Source organism: Bradyrhizobium sp. WYCCWR 13022 (assembly GCF_030435535.1).
Taxonomy (GTDB): Bacteria; Pseudomonadota; Alphaproteobacteria; order Rhizobiales; family Xanthobacteraceae; genus Bradyrhizobium.
The window spans coordinates 330,052-355,702 of the sequence record NZ_JAUIZJ010000048.1 but is presented as its reverse complement, the minus strand read 5'-3'; the positions used below and the strand labels follow the sequence as shown (position 1 = coordinate 355,702).

26 protein-coding genes are annotated in these 25,651 nt (G+C 64.7%); 11 read left to right on the top strand and 15 right to left on the bottom strand.

Features of this window, described 5'->3' with window-relative positions; translation table 11 throughout:
- Positions 1-266: 266 nt before the first annotated feature.
- A complete protein-coding gene (locus tag QY049_RS38720) occupies positions 267-1,040 on the bottom strand; it encodes a gamma-glutamyl-gamma-aminobutyrate hydrolase family protein (RefSeq protein ID WP_194482540.1) in 774 nt (257 codons plus the stop codon).
- 91 nt (positions 1,041-1,131) lie between these two features.
- Positions 1,132-2,172: a hypothetical protein gene (locus tag QY049_RS38715; protein WP_301270729.1), complete on the bottom strand. Its 1,041-nt coding sequence runs from the start codon at positions 2,170-2,172 to the stop codon at positions 1,132-1,134.
- Between QY049_RS38715 and QY049_RS38710 the strand changes: the two genes are divergently transcribed.
- A complete protein-coding gene (locus QY049_RS38710) occupies positions 2,053-3,117 on the top strand; it encodes an AI-2E family transporter (protein ID WP_301270726.1) in 1,065 nt (354 codons plus the stop codon). The genes QY049_RS38715 and QY049_RS38710 overlap by 120 nt on opposite strands.
- Before the next feature lie 3 nt (positions 3,118-3,120).
- Here the strand turns inward: QY049_RS38710 and QY049_RS38705 are convergent, their stop codons facing one another.
- The 6 genes from QY049_RS38705 to QY049_RS38680 all read right to left on the bottom strand — a co-directional run bounded on the left by QY049_RS38705 (position 3,121) and on the right by QY049_RS38680 (position 6,796).
- On the bottom strand, positions 3,121-3,417 hold the full coding sequence (locus tag QY049_RS38705; protein WP_301270704.1) for an antibiotic biosynthesis monooxygenase: 297 nt from the start codon (positions 3,415-3,417) through the stop codon (positions 3,121-3,123).
- A 98-nt stretch (positions 3,418-3,515) separates the two neighbouring features.
- Positions 3,516-3,752, bottom strand: a complete 237-nt coding sequence (locus QY049_RS38700; RefSeq protein WP_194482536.1) for a hypothetical protein — start codon at positions 3,750-3,752, stop codon at positions 3,516-3,518.
- A 57-nt stretch (positions 3,753-3,809) separates the two neighbouring features.
- Positions 3,810-5,030: a GGDEF domain-containing protein gene (locus QY049_RS38695; RefSeq protein ID WP_194482535.1), complete on the bottom strand. Its 1,221-nt coding sequence runs from the start codon at positions 5,028-5,030 to the stop codon at positions 3,810-3,812.
- A 229-nt stretch (positions 5,031-5,259) separates the two neighbouring features.
- Positions 5,260-5,742, bottom strand: coding sequence for a 30S ribosomal protein S9 (gene rpsI / locus QY049_RS38690; protein ID WP_057756279.1), 483 nt, complete (start codon positions 5,740-5,742; stop codon positions 5,260-5,262).
- A gap of 2 nt (positions 5,743-5,744) precedes the next feature.
- Positions 5,745-6,209: a 50S ribosomal protein L13 gene (gene rplM, locus QY049_RS38685; protein ID WP_015685724.1), complete on the bottom strand. Its 465-nt coding sequence runs from the start codon at positions 6,207-6,209 to the stop codon at positions 5,745-5,747.
- A 158-nt stretch (positions 6,210-6,367) separates the two neighbouring features.
- Positions 6,368-6,796, bottom strand: coding sequence for a PaaI family thioesterase (locus QY049_RS38680; RefSeq protein ID WP_188099763.1), 429 nt, complete (start codon positions 6,794-6,796; stop codon positions 6,368-6,370).
- Between the two features lie 86 nt (positions 6,797-6,882).
- Between QY049_RS38680 and QY049_RS38675 the strand changes: the two genes are divergently transcribed.
- The 4 genes from QY049_RS38675 to QY049_RS38660 all read left to right on the top strand — a co-directional run bounded on the left by QY049_RS38675 (position 6,883) and on the right by QY049_RS38660 (position 10,259).
- Entirely contained in the window at positions 6,883-7,707 is an 825-nt protein-coding gene (locus tag QY049_RS38675) for an enoyl-CoA hydratase (RefSeq protein WP_301270703.1), read from the top strand.
- Between the two features lie 19 nt (positions 7,708-7,726).
- Positions 7,727-8,311, top strand: a complete 585-nt coding sequence (locus QY049_RS38670; RefSeq protein ID WP_301270702.1) for a CoA-binding protein — start codon at positions 7,727-7,729, stop codon at positions 8,309-8,311.
- 138 nt (positions 8,312-8,449) lie between these two features.
- Positions 8,450-9,730: an O-acetylhomoserine aminocarboxypropyltransferase gene (locus tag QY049_RS38665; protein ID WP_301270701.1), complete on the top strand. Its 1,281-nt coding sequence runs from the start codon at positions 8,450-8,452 to the stop codon at positions 9,728-9,730.
- Positions 9,731-9,914: 184 nt separating this feature from the next.
- Positions 9,915-10,259: a hypothetical protein gene (locus QY049_RS38660; protein ID WP_258766686.1), complete on the top strand. Its 345-nt coding sequence runs from the start codon at positions 9,915-9,917 to the stop codon at positions 10,257-10,259.
- On the opposite strand, the gene QY049_RS38655 is transcribed toward QY049_RS38660, so the two are convergent.
- Positions 10,260-11,342: a COX15/CtaA family protein gene (locus tag QY049_RS38655; RefSeq protein ID WP_301270700.1), complete on the bottom strand. Its 1,083-nt coding sequence runs from the start codon at positions 11,340-11,342 to the stop codon at positions 10,260-10,262.
- 96 nt (positions 11,343-11,438) lie between these two features.
- On the opposite strand from QY049_RS38655, the gene QY049_RS38650 reads away from it, so the two are divergent.
- The gene (locus QY049_RS38650; protein ID WP_045003154.1) at positions 11,439-11,660 is read left to right on the top strand and encodes a DUF2842 domain-containing protein; all 222 of its coding nucleotides are present in this window, start codon (positions 11,439-11,441) and stop codon (positions 11,658-11,660) included.
- On the opposite strand, the gene QY049_RS38645 is transcribed toward QY049_RS38650, so the two are convergent.
- Positions 11,650-12,693, bottom strand: coding sequence for a polysaccharide deacetylase family protein (locus QY049_RS38645; RefSeq protein ID WP_301270699.1), 1,044 nt, complete (start codon positions 12,691-12,693; stop codon positions 11,650-11,652). The two genes, QY049_RS38650 and QY049_RS38645, sit on opposite strands and share 11 nt — an antisense overlap.
- A gap of 129 nt (positions 12,694-12,822) precedes the next feature.
- Here QY049_RS38645 and QY049_RS38640 point away from each other — a divergent pair, with 129 nt between their 5' ends.
- On the top strand, positions 12,823-14,004 hold the full coding sequence (locus QY049_RS38640) for a GNAT family N-acetyltransferase (protein WP_301270698.1): 1,182 nt from the start codon (positions 12,823-12,825) through the stop codon (positions 14,002-14,004).
- Between the two features lie 39 nt (positions 14,005-14,043).
- On the opposite strand, the gene QY049_RS38635 is transcribed toward QY049_RS38640, so the two are convergent.
- Entirely contained in the window at positions 14,044-16,305 is a 2,262-nt protein-coding gene (locus tag QY049_RS38635; protein ID WP_301270697.1) for an exopolysaccharide transport family protein, read from the bottom strand.
- Positions 16,306-16,508: 203 nt separating this feature from the next.
- Between QY049_RS38635 and QY049_RS38630 the strand changes: the two genes are divergently transcribed.
- The 3 genes from QY049_RS38630 to QY049_RS38620 all read left to right on the top strand — a co-directional run bounded on the left by QY049_RS38630 (position 16,509) and on the right by QY049_RS38620 (position 20,622).
- A complete protein-coding gene (locus tag QY049_RS38630) occupies positions 16,509-17,642 on the top strand; it encodes a glycosyltransferase family 4 protein (RefSeq protein WP_301270696.1) in 1,134 nt (377 codons plus the stop codon).
- Positions 17,643-17,759: 117 nt separating this feature from the next.
- Entirely contained in the window at positions 17,760-19,307 is a 1,548-nt protein-coding gene (locus tag QY049_RS38625) for an undecaprenyl-phosphate glucose phosphotransferase (protein WP_301270695.1), read from the top strand.
- 73 nt (positions 19,308-19,380) lie between these two features.
- Positions 19,381-20,622 carry an O-antigen ligase gene (locus tag QY049_RS38620; RefSeq protein WP_301270694.1) on the top strand — a complete coding sequence of 414 codons (1,242 nt, stop codon included), beginning with the start codon at positions 19,381-19,383 and terminating at the stop codon, positions 20,620-20,622.
- Here QY049_RS38620 and QY049_RS38615 read toward each other — a convergent pair.
- Positions 20,606-21,073 (bottom strand): MarR family transcriptional regulator, encoded by a 468-nt coding sequence (locus tag QY049_RS38615; protein WP_301270693.1) that lies wholly within the window; start codon positions 21,071-21,073, stop codon positions 20,606-20,608. The genes QY049_RS38620 and QY049_RS38615 overlap by 17 nt on opposite strands.
- Before the next feature lie 148 nt (positions 21,074-21,221).
- Between QY049_RS38615 and QY049_RS38610 the strand changes: the two genes are divergently transcribed.
- Complete coding sequence (locus QY049_RS38610; RefSeq protein ID WP_194482522.1) at positions 21,222-22,418, top strand: NAD(P)/FAD-dependent oxidoreductase; 1,197 nt, start codon at positions 21,222-21,224, stop codon at positions 22,416-22,418.
- 46 nt (positions 22,419-22,464) lie between these two features.
- Here QY049_RS38610 and QY049_RS38605 read toward each other — a convergent pair whose 3' ends face one another.
- The 3 genes from QY049_RS38605 to QY049_RS38595 are packed head-to-tail and all read right to left on the bottom strand — an operon-like array spanning position 22,465 to position 25,616.
- A complete protein-coding gene (locus tag QY049_RS38605) occupies positions 22,465-23,640 on the bottom strand; it encodes a trans-acting enoyl reductase family protein (RefSeq protein ID WP_301270692.1) in 1,176 nt (391 codons plus the stop codon).
- Positions 23,641-23,645: 5 nt separating this feature from the next.
- Complete coding sequence (locus QY049_RS38600) at positions 23,646-24,824, bottom strand: trans-acting enoyl reductase family protein (protein ID WP_301270691.1); 1,179 nt, start codon at positions 24,822-24,824, stop codon at positions 23,646-23,648.
- A gap of 9 nt (positions 24,825-24,833) precedes the next feature.
- Complete coding sequence (locus QY049_RS38595) at positions 24,834-25,616, bottom strand: DUF169 domain-containing protein (protein ID WP_258766675.1); 783 nt, start codon at positions 25,614-25,616, stop codon at positions 24,834-24,836.
- Positions 25,617-25,651 lie beyond the last annotated feature (35 nt).

Here is a 25,651-nt window from a genome sequence, read left to right as displayed (position 1 = left end):
TGCTCTGTTTTGAGATGGCTTCCGCGCTCGCGCTTGCGCGCGCGGCATGGTGGAGTGCAAGCCATCAACTTTCGTTCTGCATCTGACTCCATTTCGTTCCCAGAGAACGAATCGGAATCGCAAAAATTGATGCGAACCAATTCTTGCCGATTGGTTTATTCGAGCGAAGCAATCCAGAATCCCGACACGGAAAGACTTGGATTGCTTGCGGAGCTTGCAACGACGGCCGGGCGAGAGCATGCCGTACGGCCTCTCTCCCGCGCCCGCTACGCTGCGGCCTTCTGCTTCGCCACCATCGCTTCGCCGAAAGCTTCGAACAGCTTTCGATTGATGGGATTGCGCTGCGGGTCGTATTCGGCGTGCCATTGCACACCGAGTGCGAAGGTCGGGGCTTCCGCGATGCGGATCGCTTCGATGGTGCCGTCCTCGGCGACGCCTTCGATCAGCACGCGCTTGCCGGGATCGAGGATGCCCTGTCCGTGCAACGAATTGACCCGGATCTTCTCGCAGCCGAGAAGCTTGGCGAACGCGCCGCCCGGGGTGAGGTCGACGTCGTGACGGTCGGCGAACACGACGGTCGGATCTGGATGAATCTCGCCGTTCTCGAGCCTTGGCATGCGATGGTTCATGCGGCCGGGGATTTCGCGGATCTCGGGATGCAGCGAGCCGCCGAAGGCGACGTTCATCTCCTGGAGGCCCCGGCAGATGCCGAACAGCGGGATGCCACGCGAAACGCAGGCGACCGAGAGCGCCAGCGCGACCTCGTCACGGTGGATGTCGTAGGGCTCGTGCTTCTCGCAGGGGTCGACGTTGAAGCGGGTCGGATGCACGTTGGCGCGAGCGCCGGTCAGCACGATCCCGTCGACGGTGTCGAGGAGTGCGGCAATATCGGTGATGTCGGGCGAGCCCGCGAACATCACCGGCAAGCCGCCGGAGACCTCGGCGACCGCGCGCAAATTGCGCTCGCCGACCATCTGGACCTGAAATCGATTTTCGACACGATGGGCGTTCCCGATCACGCCGACGACCGGCTTTCTCATCTCTCGTTCCGACCTCCCCGCCGAAGAAGATTCTTGAAACATGCCCCTCGGATGGAACAAATTCAACAGAGGGGATCGCGGGACGGCAATGCTATTTTCGCGCAAATGCCTCTCGGGCCTCGACCGCACCTGTGGCAGGCAGGCCGGCCGCCTTCAGCGCGGTTGCCGCCTGGTCGCCCGGCGCGGCCAGCCAGGGCAATTTCGCCTCGATTCCGCGCGTCACAGGCTCCCCGAGCACGCCGCCGAAATCGATCGGCCAAAATCCGTTGGGCACCACCTCGGCGGTGAGGCCGCGGATGGCGTAACCGTCGCCCAGAACCACATCCGCGTGATCAGCTGCGACAAGGCGTGCGGTGGTGGGGTCCCTCACATCGCCAAAGCTCACGAGCACAGGGATCACCTCTCCCTGCACCGGAACGATGCCCACTTGCCTGTTGATATCGGTGAATGAGACGCGATTGCCGCGCGTAGCGCCGTAGGCGCGGACGGCGACATAGTTGATGTCGTCGAGGTCGAGCTTGGTCCCCTGCTGATGCGCCAGCAGCGCCACCAAATTCCTGCCCTGTCCGAGATCGACGAACACAGCCTCCCCGCGGATCGTGGTGCGGCCGCCGCGGTTGTAGTTGCGGTCGGGCACGACGGCCAGGATACCGGAGGCGGTCCTGATTCCGTCAGGCGTCGTCACTTCGACCGTGAGGCGATATTTGTGGCCAGGCCGATTGATACGGATCTGGTCGCCGATCACGATCACGGCCAGGAGCCCTAGCAGACCGGCCCATTTGCTGATGAAACTCAAGCGCCCCCCATCTGTTCTTTTCTCACCGGTCTGCACCGTTCGCGCGGCAGCGTCAAACCAGCGCGTTGACGCGGTCTTGATCGCAAGCGCGTTTGCCGAAAGAGTGCCTTGCCCCGCAGCCGCCGAAAAGGACTTGATGTGACGATCTCCAGAGATGAACGGGCCCAGACTCGCGACGATCTCGTTTGGGCTGTCGCAGTCGGCGGCATCGGGGTCGTGCTGTTCACTGCAGCTCTGGTTTTCACCTGGTATTTTGCGGCCACTCTGCTCCTGATATTCACCGGTATGCTGCTGGGGGTCGGCCTCAACGCCCTGACCAATGCGCTGGGCCGCCACGTTCACCTGCCACATGCCGTGCGGCTTGCGATCGTCTGCATCGTGCTTGCGGTGCTGCTCTCCGGCGTCGCCTATCTCGGCGGTGCGACGATCGCCGACCAGGCTTCAGTACTCAGCAACACCATCAAGTCGCAGATCTCGCATGTGAGGTCCTTCCTGGAAAGCCACGGCATCGACACCAGCGTCTTCGATCTCGGCAATGCCAGCTCGGCAGCCTCGTCCTCGGGTGACCTCACGCCGGCGACGACTGCCTCGAACCAGAACTCGCACGGCCCGTTGCCGGGGGCAGGCGCGCTCGCCTCCAGCGGCGGGGCGATCGTGAGCCAGACCTTCAAGCTGCTGTTCGGCGCGATCAGCGCGGTCGGCAATGTCTTCATCGTGCTGTTCCTCGGGCTCGCCTTCGCCGCGCAACCCGGCGTCTATCACGACGGGCTGTTGTTTCTCACACCGGCGAAACATCGCATGCGCGCGACGCTGATCATCGACCGCATCGGCGAGACGCTGGAGCGCTGGCTGATCGCGCAGATCATCGTGATGATTGCGGTGGGCGTCGTGACCTGGATCGGGCTTGCCATCATCGGCATCCCCGGCTCGTTCATCCTGGGGATCCAGGCCGGCCTGCTCGCCTTCATCCCGACCGTCGGCGCCATCATCGCCGGCGTCGTCGTGGTGCTGGCGAGCCTCGCTTCGGGCTGGATTCCGGCGCTATCGGCGCTGGTGTTGTTTCTCGGCGTGCATGCGATGGAGAGCTATGTGCCGACGCCGATCCTCCAGCGCCAGGCGCTGGACATCCCGCCGGCCACGCTGTTCGCGTTCCAGATCCTGCTCGGCGTCGTGTTCGGCATCTGGGGCCTGGCGCTGGCGCTGCCACTCGTCGCCATCGCCAAGGTCATGATCGATCATTTCAAGACATATGAGGCGCCGCCTCTCGCCGAAACGGCCTGATCCTCAGGTCGTCAGCACGGTCTCGGTGTGCTCGACCTCCGGGGGCGAGGCGAAATACTGGCCGACGAGGCCGCGCCATTCGGTGAAATTCTCGGAGCCGCGGAAATCGACGGTGTGGTTCTCCAGCGTCGCCCATTTCACCATCAGCCGGTAGCGCTGCGGCCTCTCGATCGACTTGTGCAGTTCAAAGCCGTGGAAGCCCTTGGAGCGGCCGAAGGCGGCCTTGGCCTTGGCGACGGCAGCCTCAAAGTCCTTCTCGGTGCCCGGCTTGACGTCGATTTGCGCGATCTCGGTGATCATCGGTTTCCACCCTTTTGTTGGTGGCCGTGTCTACCGCAGCCGGGTGCAAAGAAAAAGGCGCCGAAACGGCGCCCTGCCCGGCCGAAAATGCGGCGCTCTCAGGCGAACAGCAGCGCGGTGCCGAGTACGATGAGCGTGCAGCCGATGAATAATGCGACCGGCCAATAGTTCGGGGCCTGCGAATAACGTCCCTGGGCGCGGCGCTCGGCGATGAGCGCGGTCTCGTATTCGTCCGCAGTCGAGAACAGACAGGCGAAGCCGCCGCGTGCCGAGGCCGCAGCGGCTTCGAGCGAGATCAGGGCGGCTTGCGGGTTCTGTCGACCGATCGATTCCATGACCGCGATGGTAGGAATCGAATGGTAAACAGAGGATTACCGCAATCTCTCCCGGTCTCAGGCCGTTGCCGGCTGAGTCTTGGACGCACCGATCCGCGCGGCGCTCTGGCGGCGCCAGTTCTCCAGCGACAACGGCAGCTCCTCCGCCGCTTCGACACGATTACGGCCGCCGCGCTTGGCCTGGTAGAGCGCAGTATCTGCCGAGGCCAGCAACACCTCGAGCTCGGTGCCGGCAGGACCGCCCGCCACGCCGATGCTGACGGTGGTGTCGACCGCGCCGTCATCGACCACGACGCCCGAGGTCTCGAACGCCTCGCGCACGCGCTCGGCGACCAGCACGCCTTCCTCCAGTGCGCAAGGCAGCAGCGCAGCGAACTCCTCGCCGCCGATGCGGCCCGACAGGTCCGAGATGCGCAGATTGTTGACGACGACGGTCGAGAACAGTTTCAGCATCTCGTCGCCGGCGGGATGGCCGAAGCGGTCGTTGATCGACTTGAAATGGTCGATGTCGAAGATCATCACGGTGACCGGGCGGCCGCCCTTGGCCTCGCGCTCGATCATCCGCGCGCAGGCTTCCGAGAAGCCGCGGCGGTTGAGCATGCCGGTAAGCGGATCGGTCGACGCCGCGGTGCGGTGTGCGGTGACGGTGCGCTCGGACACCAGCATGAAGATCACGAACACGGTGCCGACCGCATAGAGCACGAGCTCGACCGCGAACACGGTGACCCAGACGCTGGTGGAGAAGCCGGCGTCGTGCGGGCGCAGGAAGCTGCCGAGCAGGATCGGCAGCATCAGCACGCAGCCGTGCATGACGGGCACGACAAAGGCCGGCCAGCGCCGTTTCAGGCTCTTGCGCCGTTCGACCCAGAGCTCGCTCGCGGTCAGCGCCGCATAGACCGAAACGATGCCGGCACCGATGATCATGCGCAGCATGGACGCTGCGGGATCGAGCAGCATCACCGCCGCGACCCAGGCGATCGCACCGAGCACGAGACCGGGCCAGTTCGGCTTGCGGCCGTGGAAGACGCGCGCCGCATTCCACACCATGCCGCAGGCGACGAAGCCGACGGCGTTCAATGCGAGATAGAGGTGCGGGCCGAGCTTGTCGCCGGTCGCCGTCCACAACGCGACGGACGCCGCGCCGAGCAGATAGGCGGTGCCCCACCATTTCAGCGCGGCGCTGTTCTCCTGCTTGCCGAAAAACACCATCATGGCGCCGAGCAATGCGGCGACCATCGTGGCGACCAAATAGAGCGTGATGCTATCGAGCGACATCATGTCGGCCCCCTTCTAAACATAGCAGTTACGCGATCGGCCCAGCCGACTTGCGCGACCTTCCAAATGCGACGCTATGTCCCGCGGGTTCCATTCAGGTTTTCACGCGAGCCCAAGTTTTCGGGAAACACGCGCTCAATTTGCGTACAAACGAGTAACAAAAAAGGCGCTGAAATCAGCGCCTTTTTGCATCTCATTGAAGCCGCTTTCGCGGCGAATGTGACCGAAGCGATTAACGCTTCGAGAACTGGAAGGACCGGCGGGCCTTGGCCTTGCCGTACTTCTTACGCTCGACCACGCGCGAGTCACGGGTGAGGAAGCCGCCCTTCTTGAGGACCGAGCGCAGTTCGGGCTCGAAATAGGTGAGAGCCTTGGAGATGCCGTGACGCACCGCGCCGGCCTGACCGGACAGACCGCCGCCGGCAACCGTGCAGATCACGTCGTACTGGCCCGAACGCTGGGCCACGGAGAACGGCTGCTCGATCATCATGCGCAGCACGGGACGAGCGAAATAGACCTCGACCTCGCGCGAATTGACGGTGACCTTGCCGGCGCCCGGCTTGATCCAGACGCGGGCGACCGCGTCCTTGCGCTTGCCGGTGGCGTAGGCGCGGTTGAACTTGTCGACCTTCTTCTCGTGCTTGGGCGCATCGGGCGCCACAGCTGCGGTCTTGAGCTGCGAGAGCTGGTCGAGCGACTGAATGGATTCGGCCATGATTATGCGGCCCTCGTGTTCTTGCGGTTCAACTTGGCGATGTCGAGCTTCTCGGGCGTCTGGGCCTCGTGCGGATGATCGGCACCGCCGTAAACGCGAAGGTTGCCCATCTGGACGCGACCGAGCGGACCACGCGGGATCATGCGCTCGACGGCCTTCTCGAGCACTCGCTCGGGATGCTTGCCCTCGAGGATCTGGCGCGCGGTGCGCTCCTTGACGTGACCGACATAGCCGGTGTGCTTGTAATAGGTCTTCTGCTCGCGCTTGCGGCCGGTGAGGACCGCATGCTGGGCATTGATGATGATGACGTTGTCGCCGCAATCAACGTGCGGGGTGTAGGTCGGGAGGTGCTTGCCGCGCAGGCGCATGGCAACGATGGTGGCGAGACGGCCGACGACCAGACCCTTGGCGTCGATCAGCACCCACTTCTTCGTCACCTCAGCCGGCTTTGCCGAGAAGGTTTTCATGTCAGAGTTTCCGTGGACGGGGAGCATCGGCGCGAACACCGCGCCGGACTGCGCTGGTTTCTAGAGAAGACACGCGCAACGGTCAATGTCCAAAGAGGGAAATTATCGAAGCAAAATCAATATCTTGAAAATATGGTACTATGTTACCTGCAAAAAGATCAAACATTTGGAATGGAATAGGTCGATGTGACATGGGCAATCGGATCGGGCGAGGTCCCCGACAACAGGTTCACCTCCCCGACCGCGAGGCGCTTGCCCAGCTTGAGTAGCCGGGCCTCCGCCAGCACGTCCTGCCCGGGCTGGCCCTTGCGCAGGAAATTGATGTTGAGATTGGTCGTTACCGCGAGCCCGATCGGCCCGATCGCCGACAGCAGCACCACGTACATGGCGAAATCGGCGAGCGCCATCAGCGTCGGACCCGATACGGTTCCCCCCGGCCGCAGCATCCGTTCGCTGTAGCGCTGGCGCAGGAGGCAGGTCTGGCCGTCCGCACTCTCGATCGTAATGTCGTCGCCGCTGAAGGCCTGGGGAAACTCGTCGCGGAGAAACTGCTCGAGCTCCGCCACGCTCATTTTCGCTGCCGCCATGCTGTTCCCCACCCTCGCTTCACGTCGCCTGCTGCATTAGGTTATCTGCATCATCTAACTGTAATAATCCAATCGGAAACGCCGCCATGTCCACCCAGGCCGCTCGTGCCCCCTCCCCGCATCAGCCAGTTCTGCTGCGCGAAATGGTCGGCCCCATCGCGGTGCTGACCCTCAACCGGCCGTCTGCGCGCAACAGCCTGTCGACGGCGATGATTGCCAGCCTCCATGCCGCGCTCGACGATCTCCGCGGCGACAAGACCGTCCGCGGGGTCGTGCTGGCGGCCAACGGTCCCGCCTTCTCGGCCGGTCACGACATGAAGGAGCTGACCGCACGCCGCACCAACCCAGATCGCGGCCGCGCCTTCTTCGCCGAAACGATGAACGCCTGCAGCGCGATGATGCAGGCGATCGTGCATCTGCCAAAGCCGGTGGTCGCCGCCGTCCAGGGCATTGCGACTGCGGCCGGCTGTCAGCTCGTGGCGAGTTGCGACCTTGCGATCGCATCGGAAGCGGCGAGCTTCGCCACGCCCGGCGTCGACATCGGCCTGTTCTGCTCGACGCCGATGGTGGCGCTGTCGCGCAACGTGCCGCGCAAGCAGGCGATGGAGATGCTGCTGACGGGCGAGCCCGTCCCGGCCGCGCGCGCCCGCGAGATCGGCCTCGTCAATCGCGTGGTCGCCGCCGGCACCGAGCGCGACGCCGCGATTGCGCTCGCTGAACAGGTCGCACTGAAATCCGCCTACACCGTCAAGCTCGGCAAGGAGGCGTTCTACCGCCAGGCCGAGATGAGCCTTGCCGATGCCTATCGCTATGCCGCAGAGGTGATGACCGAGAACATGATGGCGCGCGATGCCGAAGAAGGCATCGGCGCCTTCATCGAAAAGCGCACGCCGACCTGGCGGGACGAGTGACAACAAGAAAAGACCAGCAATGAACCACGACGCCTATCCCGACAACTACATCCGCGGCATCCTCAACAGCGTGAAGTCGATCGCGATGGTCGGCGCCTCTCCGGTCAACGTGCGGCCGAGCTATTTCGCGTTCAAATATCTGGCGCAGCGCGGCTACGACATGATCCCAATCAATCCCGGCCATGTCGGCAAGGAGCTGCTCGGAAAGCCCTTCGTCGCCTCGCTGCGCGACACCGGCCGCCCCATCGACATGATCGACATTTTCCGCAACTCCAGCCACATCATGCCAGTCGTCGAGGAGGCCCTGGCGCTCGATCCGCTGCCGAAGGTCATCTGGATGCAGCTCGGCGCGCGCGACGACGCGGCGGCGGAAAAGGCCGAGGCCGCCGGTATCAAGGTCGTGATGAACCGCTGCCCCAAGATCGAATATGGCCGGCTGTCGTCGGAGATCTCCTGGATGGGCGTCAATTCGCGCACGCTCAGTTCCAAGCGACCGCCGGCGCCGACACAGGGCATGCGCCTGTCCCTCAATCGGATGAGTGTCGGCGGCGGCGACACTGCGGCTTCCGATCGCGCGGCCAAGAACAAGAGCGAGCAAAGCTGACGCAATTGCGAAGGATTCGTTTCGCGAGCGCGTCGATGCGCAGCACGATCGTTGCGACGTGAAGCCGCGGCTTGACGCCGGGCACGGCTCCCATCAGCATGCCGCGCGATTTCAGACCACAAGAACAGGACGCCATCAATGAGCGATCGCCTTCCGGGATTTTCCACTCTCGCCGTGCATGCCGGTGCACAGCCCGATCCGACTACCGGTGCGCGTGCGACTCCGATTTATCAAACGACCTCATTTGTGTTCAATGATGCCGACCACGCCGCCTCGCTGTTCGGCTTGCAGGCGTTCGGCAACATCTATACCCGCATCGGCAACCCGACCAACGCGGTGCTGGAAGAGCGCGTCGCCGCGCTCGAAGGCGGCACTGCTGCGCTTGCCGTCGCCTCGGGCCACGCCGCGCAGGTCGTGGTGCTCCAGCAACTGCTCCAGCCCGGCGACGAGTTCATCGCCGCGCGAAAGCTCTACGGCGGCTCGATCAACCAGTTCACGCATGCGTTCAAGAGCTTTGGCTGGAACGTGGTGTGGGCTGATCCCGATGATATCGCGAGCTTCGAGCGCGCGGTGACGCAGCGTACGAAAGCGATTTTCATCGAATCCATCGCCAATCCTGCCGGCAGCATCACCGACATCGAGGCGATATCGACGGTGGCGCGCAAGGCCGGCGTGCCGCTGATCGTCGACAACACGCTGGCCTCGCCCTATCTGATCCGCCCGATCGACCACGGCGCCGACATCGTCGTGCACTCGCTGACGAAGTTTTTGGGCGGTCACGGCAATTCGCTCGGCGGCATCATCGTCGATGCCGGCACGTTCGACTGGTCGACCGGCGGCAAATACCCGATGCTGTCGGAGCCGCGGCCCGAATATCACGGCATCCGACTGCAGGAGACGTTCGGCAATTTCGCCTTCGCGATCGCCTGCCGCGTGCTCGGCCTGCGCGACCTCGGACCGGCGCTGTCGCCGTTCAACGCCTTCATGATCCTCACCGGCATCGAGACACTGCCGCTGCGCATGCAGAAGCACTGCGACAACGCCAAGGCGGTCGCGGAATTCCTCGCCGGCCATCCGGCGGTGGCCTCGGTCAGCTATGCGGGCCTTGCGAGTGACAAGTACAACCAGCTCGCGCGCAAATACGCGCCGAAGGGCGCAGGCGCCGTGTTCACCTTCAGCCTCAAGGGCGGCTACGACGCCGGCGTCAGCCTGGTGTCGAAGTTGCAGCTGTTCTCGCATCTCGCCAATGTCGGCGACACCCGCTCGCTGGTCATTCACCCGGCCTCGACCACGCACAGCCAGCTCGACGACGCCGCCAAGGTGAAGTCCGGCGCCGGCCCCGACGTGGTCCGGCTCTCGATCGGCATCGAGGACAAGGAAGACCTGATCGCCGATTTGGAGCAGGCGCTTGGCACGTAAGACTCCACCACCGTCCAAACCCATCGGAATCTGGCGGCGCGCCATGCCGAAGCCAAGCGTGTCCGTTTCCCGCCTGGCCAGCTACGAGCGCGAAAACACGCCCCGGCGGGGCCGCGGTTAACAGTCATTAACCATGCCTGCCGCATACATCGTCCTTGGATCGCCCTTTGATTCGGAGCCGACGATGCTGCGCTGGATGGTACCTGCTTTGGCAGCGATGCTGACCGCCTCAGCCGCATATGCCGCCGACCTGTCGGCCCATCCGAAGCGGCGGGCGGCCGCGACGCCGCAGGACCCGCCCAAGGTCTACGTCGAGACCGATCCGGATGCGCTGATCTCGCCGGCCTATGGCATCGGCAGCTACATCAGCAACCTGCCGGGAACGCCGCTGCTGCCGGGCTCGCATACGCTGCCGGGCTATTACGGCCGCCCCTGGGACTACGACTATCAAGGCTCGTACTATGGCGGGAAGCAGGTCGACTATTTCTGGCGCCTGCCCTACTCGTGCGGCATCTACGGCTATTGCTGATCAGCCGGGCTGCCCCAGCGGAGCGGCCCGCGGCTGCGGCTCGGCTGATCGTCGCGACGCCAGCCGCTCCGCCTGGATCATCGCAAGCGTGAGCACCACGATCGCGACCGCCTGGTGCGAAAGCGCCAGATCGATCGGCACCTGATTGAGCAGCGTGAGGATGCCGAGCAGCGCCTGCAGGCTCACCGCCGCCAGCAGCCAAAGCGCGCCGCTCGCCGCCGAGCCTGCACGCGAACGCACCGCGTCGAACGCGTGCAGCACGGCCAGCGCCGCCAGCAGGTAAGCCGTCATGCGGTGTTCGAACTGCACCGTCAGCACATTGTCGAACATGTTGCGCCACCACGGCGTCTCGAACCACAGCCGCTCCGCCGACGGAATGAACGCGCCGTCGATCTGCGGCCAGGTGTTGTAGGCGCGTCCGGCGCGCAGGCCCGCGACCAGCGCACCGAAATAGATCTGGATGAAGGTCAGGATCACCAGCACTGCGCTGGTGAGCCGCAATCGCGCTGGAACCGCGAGCTGCGGCCGGTCGGCGAGCCGGCGCACCGTCCAGACGATGCCGGCGAAGATCAGCAGCGCCAGCACCAGATGCGTTGCGAGACGATATTGCGACACCTCGACTCGCTCGGAGAGGCCAGAGGCCACCATCCACCAGCCCACTGCGCCCTGGAGGCCGCCAAGCGCGAACAGCAGCCACAGCCGCCGCTTCAACTCACCGGACAGGCCGCCGCGCCACAGGAAGAACAGGAACGGCAGCAGAAAGGCGACGCCGATGAAGCGACCGAGCAGCCGGTGGCTCCATTCCCACCAGAAGATCTGTTTGAACTCGGACAGGCTCATGCCCGCGTTGAGCTCGCGATATTGCGGAATCCTCTTGTAGGCCTCGAACGCGTCGGTCCACTGCGCCTCCGACAACGGCGGAACACTGCCGGTGACCGGCTTCCACTCGACGATCGACAGGCCCGATTCCGTCAGCCGCGTCGCCCCCCCGACCAGCACCATCAGCGCGATCAGGGCGGCCACCGAAATCAGCCACCAGCGCACGGCGCGATGCGGGTTGGTCGAGGCGGAATTCGCTGTCATTTGAGGGGTTGAAACCAAGGCTTGAACCGGGCTGCGTGCCCCTTATAGTCCCCCGCTCCCGCAGCGCAAGTTACGTGAAGGCCGCAAGTCCCTGCCATGACGATCCGCACCCGCAAGTTCCTCGGCGCCATCCTGCTCCTGGTGCTGGCCACTGTCTGGGCCCTGCTCGGCATGGCGGCGGCTCAGATGCCGTGGATCGCCGAGTCCGGCTGGCGGCAGGCGATCTATTACGTGGTGGTCGGCATGGGCTGGGTGCTGCCGGCGATGCCGATCGTGAGCTGGATGCAGCGGCCCGACCGCGCCAAATCTAGCTCGTAATGCTCGCCGTCGGTTTTACCGGCGCAAAGACCACCCCCGACACCAGCACGCGCATCATCCGCAGTGAACGCAGTCGTCCGTCCCAGGAAATCCGCGGCAGCGCGCGCAGATTGGTGCGCCCTTCGGCATCGACAATCCCCGAGATGGTCGACACCGCACTGGCGAAACCCGCCTCCTCCGCCATCACGACGTGGGCGCGCCGGAACGAGGAGCGATCACCGAACGGAAAGGCCAGATGCCGGATCTCGCGGCGGAACGAGGCCTCCGTCACCGCCTTGCCCATCGTCATCTCGCGCAACGCAGCCGTGTCCTTCATGTTGGCGAGGTTGGGATAGTTCACAGTCGCGCTTCCGATCGTGACCTGCGGATCGGCAGCCAACCTCGCCAGATCCTCCCAATCCATCGAGGCCTCGCGCGAGAGTGCGGCAAGATCGATGCGGTAGCGTGTGCAGAGATCGGCGATCGCGGCCGACAGATCCGCCGGTGCCAGCGAGCGCATCCAATTCTCGAGATACGAAAACAGCGCCTGCTTCTCGGCATTGCCAGTGACGTTGAAGCGCTGCTCCTTGTCACCCATCATCAGGCTGATGCGGCTCTCGCGCGCGATCACCTGCTCCAGCCCGAGCCACCATGCCTCGCCGACGCCGTCAGGGAACGCCGTGGGAACGTAGAGCGCGAACGGCACCGCGTGGCGCGCGAGCACCGGATAGGCATGACTGATGAGGTCTTTGGACGCGCCGTCGAAGGTCAGCGCCACGAAGCGCCGCTTCTCGGGCAGCGTCACCGCGCGCCGGCAGACTTCGTCCATGCCGAGAAAGTCGTAGTCCCAGCGCTTCAGCGCGCGGATGGCGCGATCGAGAAATTGCGGCGTGATCTCGCTTTGGCGCAGCGGCTGAAATGCGCCGCGCTGATGCGGCCGCACGCGCTCGAACCGCAGGATCGCGCCGACACCACGGCTGCGCAGCAAGGGCTGGCCGGTGAGCCAGGCCAGTTCCAATCGCAATCGCTCCAGCCATCTGTCGTCGGATGCCAAAACCCCACCTTCGCGTTCGCCGGCGGCCGGTTCCCGCAGCCATTGTCATTACCCTTTGTTGACATTTATTTGCAAAGGTCGGCCACAGGCCGAAATACGTATTTTTCGTTTTCTCGACAGGTTTCGCGAATGACCATGGCTGCGGCGGTGCAAAGCCGGACGGCAGAATCGCCAGCACGGTCGAAAGCGAGCCGTATCGGGCATGTCGACGTCGTCCGAGATCTTGCGGAGGCCGAGGCGGCCTGGCGTGCGCTCGAAGAGCCCGGTCACCTCTCCACGCCCTATCAGCGGTTCGATTTCCTCGCCTCGTGGCAGCGCTCGGTCGGAGAACGCGAGGGCGCCCGCCCCTTCATCGTCGTTGCGCGCGACGCCGAGGCGCGGCCGCTCGCGCTGCTGCCGCTCGCACTCCGCCAAAGCCACGGCGTCCGTACGGCCTGCTTCATGGGCGGCAAGCATACGACCTTCAACATGGGGCTGTGGAACGCCGAGTTCGCGGCACACGCCGTTGCCACGGATATCGAGGCACTGTTCGCCCCCTTGCGTGATCAGGTCGACGTGCTCGCGCTGACGCAGCAGCCCAAGCGCTGGCACGACCAGCAAAACCCGTTTGCGTTGTTGCCGCAGCAGAGTGCCATCAACGGCTGCCCGCTGCTGACGATCGAGCCGGGCGGTCCCCCAGCCTCGCGGATCAGCAACTCCTTCCGCCGCCGGCTGAAGAGCAAGGAGAAGAAGCTTCAGGCGCTCGCCGGCTACCGCTATCACCTTGCGACAACGGACGCCGACATCCTCCGCCTGCTCGACTGGTTCTTCCGCGTCAAACCGGCGCGGATGGCGGAGCAGAAACTGCCTGATGTCTTTGCCGAGCCTGGGGTCGAACAGTTCATCCGCAAGGCCTGCCTCACGCCGCGCGGCGAAGGCCGGATCATCGACATCCATGTGCTCGAATGCCAGGAGGAAGTGATCGCAATCTTCGCCGGCGTCGCCGACGGCCAGCGCTTCTCCTCGATGTTCAACACTTACACGATGTCCGAGCATGCCCGTTACAGCCCGGGCCTGATCCTGATGCGTTACATCATCGACCGTTACGCCGAGCGCGGCTACCGATCACTCGACCTCGGCATCGGCTTGGACGACTACAAGCGCATGTTCTGCAAGAGCGACGAGGACATCTTCGACAGCTTCGTGCCCTTGACCTCGCGCGGCAAGCTCGCGGCAATGGCGATGTCCTCGCTGAACCATGGCAAGCGCCTGGTGAAGCAGAACCAGATGCTGTTCGACCTGGCACGGCGGCTGCGCCAGGCGTTCGGTTAGCGGACCAAGCTTTCGAAAACTCGATTCGCTTGCGGGAGATTACGCCGCCACCACGCGCGGCGCCTCGCCAGCATCCGACGGCTGCACCGGCCGGCTCAGCATGGTCACATCGCTGAAACCGACCGCCTTGAGTTGCTCACACATCAGCGCGCGCGCGTCGGCCTCCATCGAAACATCGGGTACCACGACGGCGCGGGCATGTGCCGTCAGCAGTTCGGCCGGCAGATCCTCGGCGCTCCCGGCATCGACCAGCACATGATCGTAAGCACGCAGCAACGCGTCGATGGCGAGCGTCACCCGCGGCGACTGGAGCACGCTGCGATCGAAGCCGGGACGACCGGCCATGACCAGATGCAGCCGCGAGAGCTTGTCGCGCGTGATGACCTGCGCAAACGAAGCCTGCCCCTGCATGAGCTCGGCGAGACCGGGCGCCGTCGGATCGACGGACACTGCGGCGATCGTGGGCGAGGACGCGGCGAGATCGACCACGACAACACGCGCGTCGCGCGCCAGATGCCGGGCGAGCGTCAGCGCGGACAACGTGATGGCGTCGCCGGACGCGGTGCCGAGGACGGTCACCTTCTTCGCGGCCGGACCTGCGGCCTTGAGGTTTTCGGCCAGCTGCCCGATCTCGGCGACTTCGCTGACATTGACGCTGGCTGTCATCTCCGGCTGGAGCGGTGCAGGCTCGATCTCGACCGCATCGGCGATCGGCTCTTGCACGACCGGCTCCTGGACAACCGGCTCTTGGCGAACCACCGCCGGCGCGAGCGTGCCGATGGCACGCGGTGCGGTCTGGCGCAGAAGCTCGCCGGTGACGACGAGACCGGACGAGAGCAGCAGCGTCGCCAGTGTCGCGATCAGCACGATCGGCAGTTTCTTCGGATAGGCCGGCGTATTGGAGACGATGGCGCGCGAGATGATGCGGCCCTCCGTCGGGGCGGTATCGATGGTCTCGCGGGTATTGGCTTCGCGGTATTTGGCGAGATAGGTTTCAAGCAAGTCGCGCTGCGCCTTGGCTTCGCGCTCGAGCGCACGGAGCTGGACGTCCTGGCCGTTGGTCGAGGTGGCCTGCTTCTTGAGCTGCTCGAGGCTGGTGGTCAGGCCGTCGACCCGGCCACTGGCGATCCGCGCGTCGTTTTCCAGCGAGCGCGAGATCTTGGCCGCCTCGTCGCGGATCTGACCGTCGAGGTCGCTGAGCTGCGCCTTCAGTTCCTTGATGCGCGGATGATTGCCGAGCAGCGTGGACGATTGCTCCGCGAGCTGCGCACGCAGCGTCACCCGCTGCTCCGACAAGCGCCGCATCAGCTCGGAGTTCACGACCTCGGAGGCCTCGATAGGCTTGCCGCTCTGAAGCATCTCGCGAATCAACCGGGCCTTGGACTCGGCGTCCGCCTTCAGCGCGCGCGCATTGTTGAGCTGGGTGTTGACCTCGCCCATCTGCTGGTTCGACAGCGTGGTGTTGTTGGTGCCGACGAACAGCGACGACTTCGAGCGGAAGTCCTCGACCTTGGCTTCGGCGTCGGAGACCTTCTTGCGCAGATTCTCTATCTCGCCTGCAAGCCACTGGCTGGCGTTGCGCGCCTGATCCTGGCGCGCGGCCTGCTGGAGCACGAGATAGCCGTCGGCGATCGAATTCGCGACGCGGACCGCAAGCTCGGGATCCTGCGACTGGAATTCGACCACGATCACGCGCGACTTGTCGACGGCGTAAGCCTGAAGCCGGTCGTAATACGCGTCAAGCACGCGCTCTTCCGGCGTCATCGAGAACGGATCGCGACCGATGCCGATCAGCGCGGCGAGCGATTTCAGCGGCGAGACGCCTTGCAGCACCGGATCGAATTCCGGCCGCTCGGCCAGCTTGTTCTTCTTGATGATCTCGCGGGCGAGGTCGCGCGACAGCACGAGTTGCACCTGGCTGGTGACGGCCTCGGGGTCGAGCGCCTGCCGCTCCTCGGTGCTGCGGTCGCTGCTCGGGCGTAGGAAGACGTTCTCGCGGCCGTCGATCAGGATGCGGGCTTCCGACTTGTAGCGCGGCGTGACGAGATTGACGACGGCGACCGACGCGACGAGCGCCAGCACCGTCGGCACGACGATCCAGCCGCGTTTGCGCGCGAGCGCGCCACCGAGCGCGTGCAGATCGATGTCACCGGAATCGGCTGGCGCTTGTTTTGCGGCTATCGGTGCCGACTGGGCTTCAACCCGGGACTTCGCCTCGGGCCTAACTTCGTGCTTGGCCTTCGAAACGGCCCGCTCGACGACGGCCCTGTCCTTGCCGGCACGCCAGAACGCTAAACGCATCGAACACTCCCGCAGGGCAACGCCACTCGTGTACCTCGATGGGCCGATTACACTCCATTAAGGTTGCCGCTGGGTTAATTGGGGGCATCTCGCGGGCAGCGTACGCGCGCTCGTCACCGTTTGTTAACCACGAGGGCCCTTAATCCATCTCGATATTTCGAGAACATTGGTCGGCAGTCGCAGTCGAGCGCTGGTTTTGATGAATGCCCCCCTCTCCTGACCAGCCGCTTCGAATCCTGCACGCCGTGCGCGCGCCCGTCGGCGGCATCTTCCGCCACATTCTCGACCTGGCCAACGGCCAGATCGATCGCGGCCATCATGTCGGGATTCTCGCCGACAGCCTCACCGGCGGCGAGCGCGCCGAGAAGGCGCTGACCGAGCTCGCGCCGCGCTTGAAGCTCGGCGTGCATCGGCTCGCGATCCGCCGCGAACCTTCGCCGGACGATTTTCTGGTTTGGCTCCGGATGCGGCGCCTGATCGGCCAGCTCAAGCCGGACGTCATGCACGGCCACGGCGCCAAGGCCGGCGCCTTTGTCCGCATGCGGCGGCGGTCCGACGAGACGATCCGCATCTACACCCCGCACGGCGGCTCGCTGCACTATCCCCTCAACACCTTGAAGGGCGAATTCTACGCGCGCCTCGAGCGCACGCTGATGGACTCGACGGACCTGTTCCTGTTCGAGAGCGCCTTCGCCCGCGACACATATCAGCGTATCGTCGGCACGCCCAAGGGCGTGGTGCGTTGCGTCTTCAACGGCGTGACGCCGGAAGAGTTCGAGCCGGTCGTCGTCGCCGACGACGCCACCGACCTCGCCTATGTCGGCGAGTTCAGGCACATCAAGGGCGCCGATCTCCTGGTCGACGCGGTGGCGCTGCTGCATGAGCGCGGCAACAAGGTCACGCTGACGCTCGGCGGCGATGGCGAAGAGACCGCCGCGCTGAAGGCGCAGGTCGAGAGACTTGGCCTGACGGACACGATCCGCTTCATCGGCCACGTCAAGGCGCGATACGGCTTCTCCAAGGGCCGGCTGCTGGTCGTGCCCTCACGCGGCGATTCCATGCCCTATGTCGTGATCGAGGCGGGCGCGGCCGGCATTCCCATGATCGCAGCGCGCGTCGGCGGTATTCCCGAGATATTTGGCAGCGAGAGCCCGGCCCTGTTCGCGGCGAGCAACGCCGAAGCCATGGCCGAGGCGATCAAGGCCGCACTCGCGGATACAGGAGCGACCGCGCAGCGCGCATCCGCCTTGCGCGAGCGCATTTCGGCGCATTTCTCCCAGCATGCGATGGTCGACGGCGTGCTCGCGGGATACCGCGATGCATTTGCCAATCATTAACCATTCTTAAGCCGGCTTTAGAGAATCTTCCGATTTGTCCGATAATCGAAGCGCCAGGGGATGCATGCCCGGGGACGCAACGCCGCGTCCGCGGGTCTTTGGAATGGACGTTAGCCCGTGGAACCGCTCAACGCACGCTCGATGCTCGATGCCGCGACCAGCGCCGCGGTCAAACCTGCTGAACAGCCTTTTGTCGAGCGCCGCCGCCGCCTGACGCCGGCTGCGCTCGATGTCGTCAACCAGAAGGTCGCGCGCGCCTATTCGCCGATCGTGATCGCCGGGATCGCGCGCGCCGTCGATTTCGTTCTGCTGAGCATGATCGGCATCGCCGTCTATGTCGGCTACGTCATGCCGGTGATCGGATTCAGCTGGGTCTATCCCGCAGAGATCGTCGCCGTCGCGGTCGCCGCCGTGGTCTGCTTCCAGGCCGCTGACATCTACCAGGTGCAGCTGTTCCGCGGCCAGCTCAAGCAGATGACGCGAATGATCTCGTCCTGGTCGTTCGTCTTCCTCCTGTTCATCGGCATCTCCTTCTTCGCCAAGTTCGGCAGCGACATGTCGCGGCTGTGGCTTGCCGCCTTCTACTTCCTCGGCCTCGCCGCGCTGATCGCCGAGCGCCTCGTCCTGCGTTCGCTGGTGCGCAGCTGGGCGCGTCAGGGCCGGCTCGATCGCCGCACCATCATCGTCGGCTCCGACAGCAACGGCGAGGAGCTGGTCGAGGCACTGAAGGCGCAGGAGGATTCCGACATCCACGTGCTCGGCGTGTTCGACGATCGCAATGACAGCCGCGCACTCGACACCTGCGCCGGCGCAAGCAAACTCGGCAAGGTCGACGACATCGTCGAGTTCGCCCGCCGCACCCGTGTCGATCTCGTGCTATTCGCATTGCCGATCTCGGCGGAGACGCGCATCCTGGAGATGCTGAAGAAGCTATGGGTGCTGCCGGTCGACATCCGCCTGTCCGCGCATACCAACAGGCTGCGCTTCCGCCCGCGCTCCTATTCCTATCTCGGCGAGGTGCCGACGCTCGACGTGTTCGAGGCTCCGATCACCGATTGGGACCTCGTGATGAAATGGCTGTTCGACCGCGTCGTCGGTGGCCTCGCACTGCTCGCGGCCCTTCCGGTGATGGCGCTGGTTGCGCTGGCCGTGAAGCTCGACAGCCCCGGCCCCGTGCTGTTCCGCCAGAAGCGGTTCGGCTTCAACAACGAGCGCATCGATGTCTACAAATTCCGCTCGATGTATCACCATCAGGCCGACCCGACCGCCTCGAAGGTCGTCACCAAGAACGATCCACGCGTCACCCGCGTCGGCCGCTTCATCCGCAAGACCAGTTTCGACGAGCTGCCGCAGCTGTTCAACGTGGTGTTTTCAGGCAATCTGTCTCTGGTCGGCCCGCGTCCGCACGCGGTGCAGGGCAAGCTGCAGAGCCGCCTGTTCGACGAGGCCGTCGACGGCTATTTCGCCCGCCACCGCGTCAAGCCCGGCATCACCGGCTGGGCCCAGATCAACGGCTGGCGCGGCGAGATCGACAACGAAGAGAAGATCCAGAAGCGCGTCGAGTTCGACCTCTACTACATCGAGAACTGGTCGGTGCTGTTCGACCTCGTCATTCTCCTGAAGACGCCGCTCTCGCTGCTGACCAAGAACGAGAACGCGTATTGAGTTTCTCCGTCATGCCCGGTCAGGCCGGGCGATGACAGCGGTATTTGTAGCGTGCCAGTAGCGTGAGCATCTGATGGCGTATGCGGCGACAGCCGGTGGAATGACAACAGCCGCACCGGCTGCACCCGGCGTGCTGGCTCTCCAGCGCGCGCTGGTGTGGCTGGTCGGCGCATCGGGCGCGATCGTCTTCATCGAGCCGAGCCCCTACGAGATCGTGACGTTGCTCGCCACCGTCGCTTTCTTCGCCACCGGGCTGCGGTTCAAGCTCGTGCTGATGCCGCTGGTGTTGGCCCTGGTCCTGCTCAATGTCGGCTACACCATCAGCGCGATCCCGCTGCTCGACCAGTCCGAGGTCGCAAGCTGGATCGCGACCTCCTGGTACATGGCGGTAACAGTGGTGTTCTTCGCCATGGTCACCTCCGAGGACACGGCGGCGCGGCTCGACATGCTGCGCCGCGGCCTCGTGGTCGGCGCGATGATCGCCTCGCTCTCGGCGATCGCGGGCTACTTCAATCTGGTTCCCGGCGGCCACGACCTCCTGACGCTCTATGAGCGCGCCCGCGGCACCTTCAAAGACCCGAACGTGCTGGGTGCCTTCCTGATCCTGCCGGCGCTGTTTGCGCTCCAGAGCGTGGTCTCGGACAAGCTCGCCAAGGCTTTCCGGAACGTCATCGCCTTCGGCATCATGTCACTGGCGATCCTGCTCGCCTTCTCCCGCGCCGCCTGGGGTGGACTGATCCTGACGTCAGCCTTCATGCTGGCGCTGATGGTGCTGACCAGCCGCACCAATGCGCAGCGCTCGCGCATCATCATCATGGCCATCGTCGCGGTGGTGCTGGGCCTCGCGTTGATCGCAGTGCTGCTGTCGTTCGACTCCGTCGCCGAGATGTTCAAGCAGCGCGCGAGCTTCGACCAGAGCTACGACGAGGGCCGCTTCGGCCGGTTCGGCCGGCACATCCTTGGTGCGGAGATGGCGCTCGACCTGCCGTTCGGCATCGGCCCCTTGCAATTCCACCGCTTCTTCCCCGAGGACACCCACAATTCCTATCTGAACGCGTTCATGTCCGGCGGCTGGCTTTCCGGCGTATGCTATCCCGCGCTGGTCTTCACCACCGTCGTCATGGGCTTCCGCCACATCTTCGTCCGCGTGCCCTGGCAGCGCGCTTACCTGGCGGTGTTCTCGGCCTTCGTCGGCACTGTCGGCGAAAGCTTCGTGATCGACACCGACCACTGGCGCCACTTCTGGATGATGCTGGGCGCGATGTGGGGCATGATCGCAGCCGCACAGGCCTACAAGACTAACGAGGCTGCTTAAGCTTGAGATCGGGCCGCTTCTCCGGCGGCGTGTCGAGCAGGCCCTTCAACGTCGCGGTCGCAGCCAGGATGCTCTTGTAGCCCTCATTGGCGAAACGCAGCAGCAGGCGCAGCTCTTCGTCGGTATAGGTGCTGAACACCTTCTCCATCGCCTGCTGCATCGGCACGTAGAGCTGGCCGATCTTCATCGCGGTCTCCGGTACGACGGCAATGTAGACCTTGCGGCGATCGGCCTCGTCCCGCTCGCGGCGCACCAACCCCGCCTTCTCGAGCCGATCCACCACGCCAGTGATGGCGCCCGTCGTCAGCCCCGTCACCTCGGCAAGCCGGCCCGCCGTCACGCGGCCCTCGAGATAGAGAATGTCCATGCATTCGAGGTCGGAATTGGCAATTCCGGCAACGTTCGCAACGGTCTGGCCATAGAGGACGCCCTGCGCGGACGACCGACGCATCGCCTCCTCCAATTCCCCCAGCAACGCCGCGCGCGCCTTTGTCCTTGACAAGGCTCACCTCATATCTTACTCGATGTATATCTTAGTTGCTAAGAGATTTAGCGACCGTAATTTCTCCTAGCACCACGGAAACGTCCGGAGCAAGCCAATGCCTCATCGTCCCCGCAAGGCCCTGATCATCGGCGCCGGCATCGCCGGGCCCGTGACCGCGATCCTGCTGCGCCGCGCCGGCATCGAATCGGCGATCTACGAAGCATGGCCCTACTCCAAAGGCATCGGCGGCGGCCTCCAGATCGCGCCGAACGGCATGCATGTGATGGACGAGATCGGGCTCGCGGAAGAGTTGATCAGCCGCGGCTCGATCGCGGAGTCCTTCGACTTCTATTCGCAAGAAGGTCGACGGCTCGGCTCTATCAACCGCGACATGGCGCGGCGCTTCGGCCAGCCCGCGGTCAATGTCTGCCGCGCCACGCTGAACGAGATCCTGATCGACAAGGCCTGGTGCGCCTGCGTCTCGCTTTATTTCGACAAGCGCCTGATCAAGATCGAGGACCGGGGCGACCAGCCTGTTATCGCCTATTTCGCCGACGGCACCACCGCCGAGGGCGACTTCCTGATCGGCGCCGACGGCGTGCATTCGATCACGCGGCGCCAGGTGGTGCCTGATGGTCCCAAACCCTTCAACACCGGCCTGATCGGCTTCGGCGGCTTCGTACCGCATGCCGTGCTCGACGGAAGGGCGATCGGCCGGCATGTCGAGACCACGTTTGGACAAAGCGGCTTCTTCGGCTACGGCTATTGCAGCTCCGATCCGAAGGACGGCGTGATGTGGTGGAGCACCCAGCCCGCGCACGGCATGGACGCCGCGATGTTCCGAGCGCTCGACGAGCAAACGCTGAAGCAACATTTGCGCGGTTTCCATCAGGGCTGGCACGATCCGATCCCGGCCATCATCGAGGCTGCCGAGAACATCGTAGTCACCGACACGCTCGACGTCGCGACCCTGCCGACCTGGTCGCGCAAGCGCTCGCTGCTGATCGGCGATGCTGCGCATGCAACCAGCCCTCATGCCGGCCAGGGCGCCTCGCTCGCGCTGGAAGATGCCATGCGGCTCGCCCGCCTGATGCAGGAAGGCCAGGAACTCAGCGCCACCTTCCAGGCCTTCGAGGCCGAGCGGCGCCCCCGTGCGGAAAAGATCGTCGCCATCGCCCGCCGCAACGGCAACAACAAGCGCGAACTCGGCGCCGCCGGCGCCTTCATCCGCAATCAGATGATCAAATGGCTGCTGCCGCTGGGGTCGAAGAGCATGGATTTCATGTATGCGTATGACGCGCGCGCGGCGTGACTTCCTCCTCTCCTCTCCCCGCACGCGGGGGGAGGCGCAGGAAACGCTATGTCTCGACCTCAAACCTCAGACCGGCGTGATCGACCAGTCGCCTGATCAGCTTGTGCTGCATCGCCGCACCCGGCGTCCAGAGGCCGGCCGGCACATCGGGCGCGTCGCGCAGCAGACAGATCGCGCATTCGGAAACCATCTTTGCCGTTGATGCGTAACCGGGATCGAGATCGCCCTTCACTGCCGCGCGCACCTGACGGCCGTCAGGCGCAATGGCGACATAGAGCAGGTCGTAATGGCCGGCGTCTCGCTCTTCTTTCGACGGTCCCTCGCCAGGCTTGAGCGCTTCGGGGCCCGTCTTTTCGCTGTTGGCGGCCATGACGAGCTTCGCATTGGCCTGCCCTTCGTCCCCCGCCCCCGTCAGCACCATTTCGTCGTAGACGAAGTCCCTGCCATAGGGGAATCCCATCAGCATGTTGGAGCGGTGAACGTTGCGCGTGTTCAGCGTCGCCATCGCGAACGGGGCGGACCAGGATTGCAGGTCCTCCTCGAACACAGGCTTGTTGCCACGCGGCTGCTTTGGCCCTTCGAAGCCGGGCGTGAGGGCGAAGGGGTCTTTGAGGATCGACACGAGGCTGAGATCCTGCGCCACCGCTTCAAAGGTGACCCTCGCGCTCGCCGAGGTGCCGCCGGAGAATTTCCAGCTGAGATCGCGGACGCGCCCTTTGACGCGCGGCACTGGCGCTCCGAACACGCGCCTTGCTTCCTCCTGCACGAAGAACGCACCGAGCTCGAACGGCATGGAATCGAAGCCGCAGGAGAACATGATGCGCGCGCCGCTGGCCTTGGCTGCCGCCTCATGCATGTCGATCATCTGCTTCAGCCAGATCGGCTCACCGCAGAGGTCCATGTAGTCGGTGCCATCAGCGACGCAGGCGGCAAGCAGATCGGAGCCATAGAGCTGGTAGGGACCGACCGTGGTGACGACCAGCTTGGCTTGAGCAACCATCGCCCGCAGCGACGCGGGATCGGCTGCGTCGGCGACGATCAGCGGCGTCTCCGCGGGCGCGCCGATCGCGTCGCGCACCGAGACGAGCTTGTCTCTGCTGCGCCCGGCAAGCGCCCATGTCGGCGCCCCGTCGCCGACATGGTTCGCAGCGAGATATTCGGCCACGAGCTGGCCGGTGTATCCGGTTGCGCCGTAGACGACGATGTCGAACTTCGAGGGCACGGACCTTACGCTTCCACCTCGAACGTCAGGCCGGCATTGTCCCGCAGCCGCTTGATCAGCTTGTGCTGCATCGCTGCGCCCGGCGTCCAGAAGCCGGCGGCGACGTCAGTCGCATCGCGCAGCAGGCAGATCGCGCATTCCGAGATCATCTTCGAGGTCGAGCCGTAGCCGGGATCGCGATCGCCGGTGACGCCGGCGCGGACCATGCGCCCGTCGGGCGCAACCGCGACATAGAGCAGGTTGAACAGCCCGTTCTCGCGCTCTTCCTTCGAGGGCCCCTCACCCGGTTTCGGCGCACTCGGGCCGGTCTTCTCGGCGTTGGCGGCCATCACGCGCCTGGCGTTGGCCTCGCCCTTCTCGCCGGGACCGGTCAAGACCATCTCGTCGTAGACGAAGTCCTGGCCGTAGGGAAAGCCCATCAGCATGTTGGAGCGATGGACATTGCGGGTATTGATCAGCGCCATCATGAACGGCGCGGCCCAGGATAGCAGGTCGTCCTCGAGCAGCGGCTTGTTACCCCTCGGCTGCTTCGGGCCTGTGAAGCCTGGCGTCAGCGCGAATGGATCGTTCAGGATCGCGACGAGGCTGATGTCTTTGGCGACCGCGTCGAACGTCGCCTTCGCGCTCGCCGCGGTGCCGCCCGAGAGCGTGCCGCGCATGTCGCGCACGCGACCCTTCACGCGCGCGGCCGGTGCGCCGAACACCCGCCTGGCCTCTTCCTGCACGAAGAACGTGCCGAGCTCGAACGGCACGGAATCGAAGCCGCAGGAGAACACGATGCGCGCGCCGCTGTCCTTCGCCGCCGCTTCGTATTTGTCGATCATCTGCCGCATCCAGATCGGCTCACCGCAGAGATCGAAATAATCGGTGCCGGTGGCGACGCAGGCCGCGAGCAGTTCCTCGCCGTAGAGTTGATACGGACCGACCGTCGTGATCACCGACATCGTCTGCTCCGCCATCGCCTTCAGCGAGGCGGCATCGGACGCATCGGCCACGATCAGCGGCGTATCGGCGGGCGCGCCGATGGCGTCGCGCACGGATTTCAGCTTGTCGAGGCTGCGCCCCGCCATCGCCCATTTCAGCGACTTATCGCCCTTGTAATGCGCTGCCAGATATTCGGCGACGAGCTGGCCCGTGAAACCGGTCGCGCCATAGACAACGATGTCGAACTTCGCAGAGCTCATGGTCGGCCTTTATTTCTTTGCGTAACTCACGCCCATTCCGGCGCGGACGTCGCTTTGAATTCCATAAGGCGGTATCGGATAACGCAGGCCGTTCCTGGCCAGCGCCTTCATGCCCTCGATCGCCTTGGCGAGATGCGCAGGCTTCAGGGCCATCAGCATCTCCTCGTCCGGCACGCCGCCATAGCGCCGTTCGGCATAGCATGGCAAGGACAGGCTGGGCTCGCCGGTCTTGAGCGCCCGGCCCCATGAATCCGCGCAAGCGGTCTCGCCGACCACGCCCCATTCGAACTTCTTGTAGCCGGTATATTGCAGCCCGTTGATCAGGATGATCATCTGCCCGGGCGTCGCATAGACGAGGCAGATGTCGGGCGGATTGAGCCGTCCGCTTGCGAGCGGACTGACCGCGAGAGCCTGATACTGCCCGAACGGAACCACGTCCAGCGCCTCCTGGCGCTTGCGCGCATCCTCCGCCGTGCCGTGCCAGACGCCGACATAGTTTTCGCCGGCGAGCCAGTTCTCGTCCTGGGGGCTAAGGCCAATCACCGCGCGGCACTGTGCGCCGACGAGATCCTCGCCGGTGATGCCGACGGTCCAACCGAGCCGCGAAGCCATGCTGACGATCTGGTCAGTGGTGTGAACAGCAGTCGGCCGCCGGATTTTCGGGATCGCCTCCATGTCCGCGGCATGCGCGAACAGCTTCATGCCGATCACCGTCGTCTTCAGCCGCAACAGGCTGTTCAGATCGGCCACGAGGCCGGCAAGGTCGATCGTATCAGCGGCTTGCTGCTGCATGGCATCCTCCCGACGCGGATCGTTGCGCTTCCGAG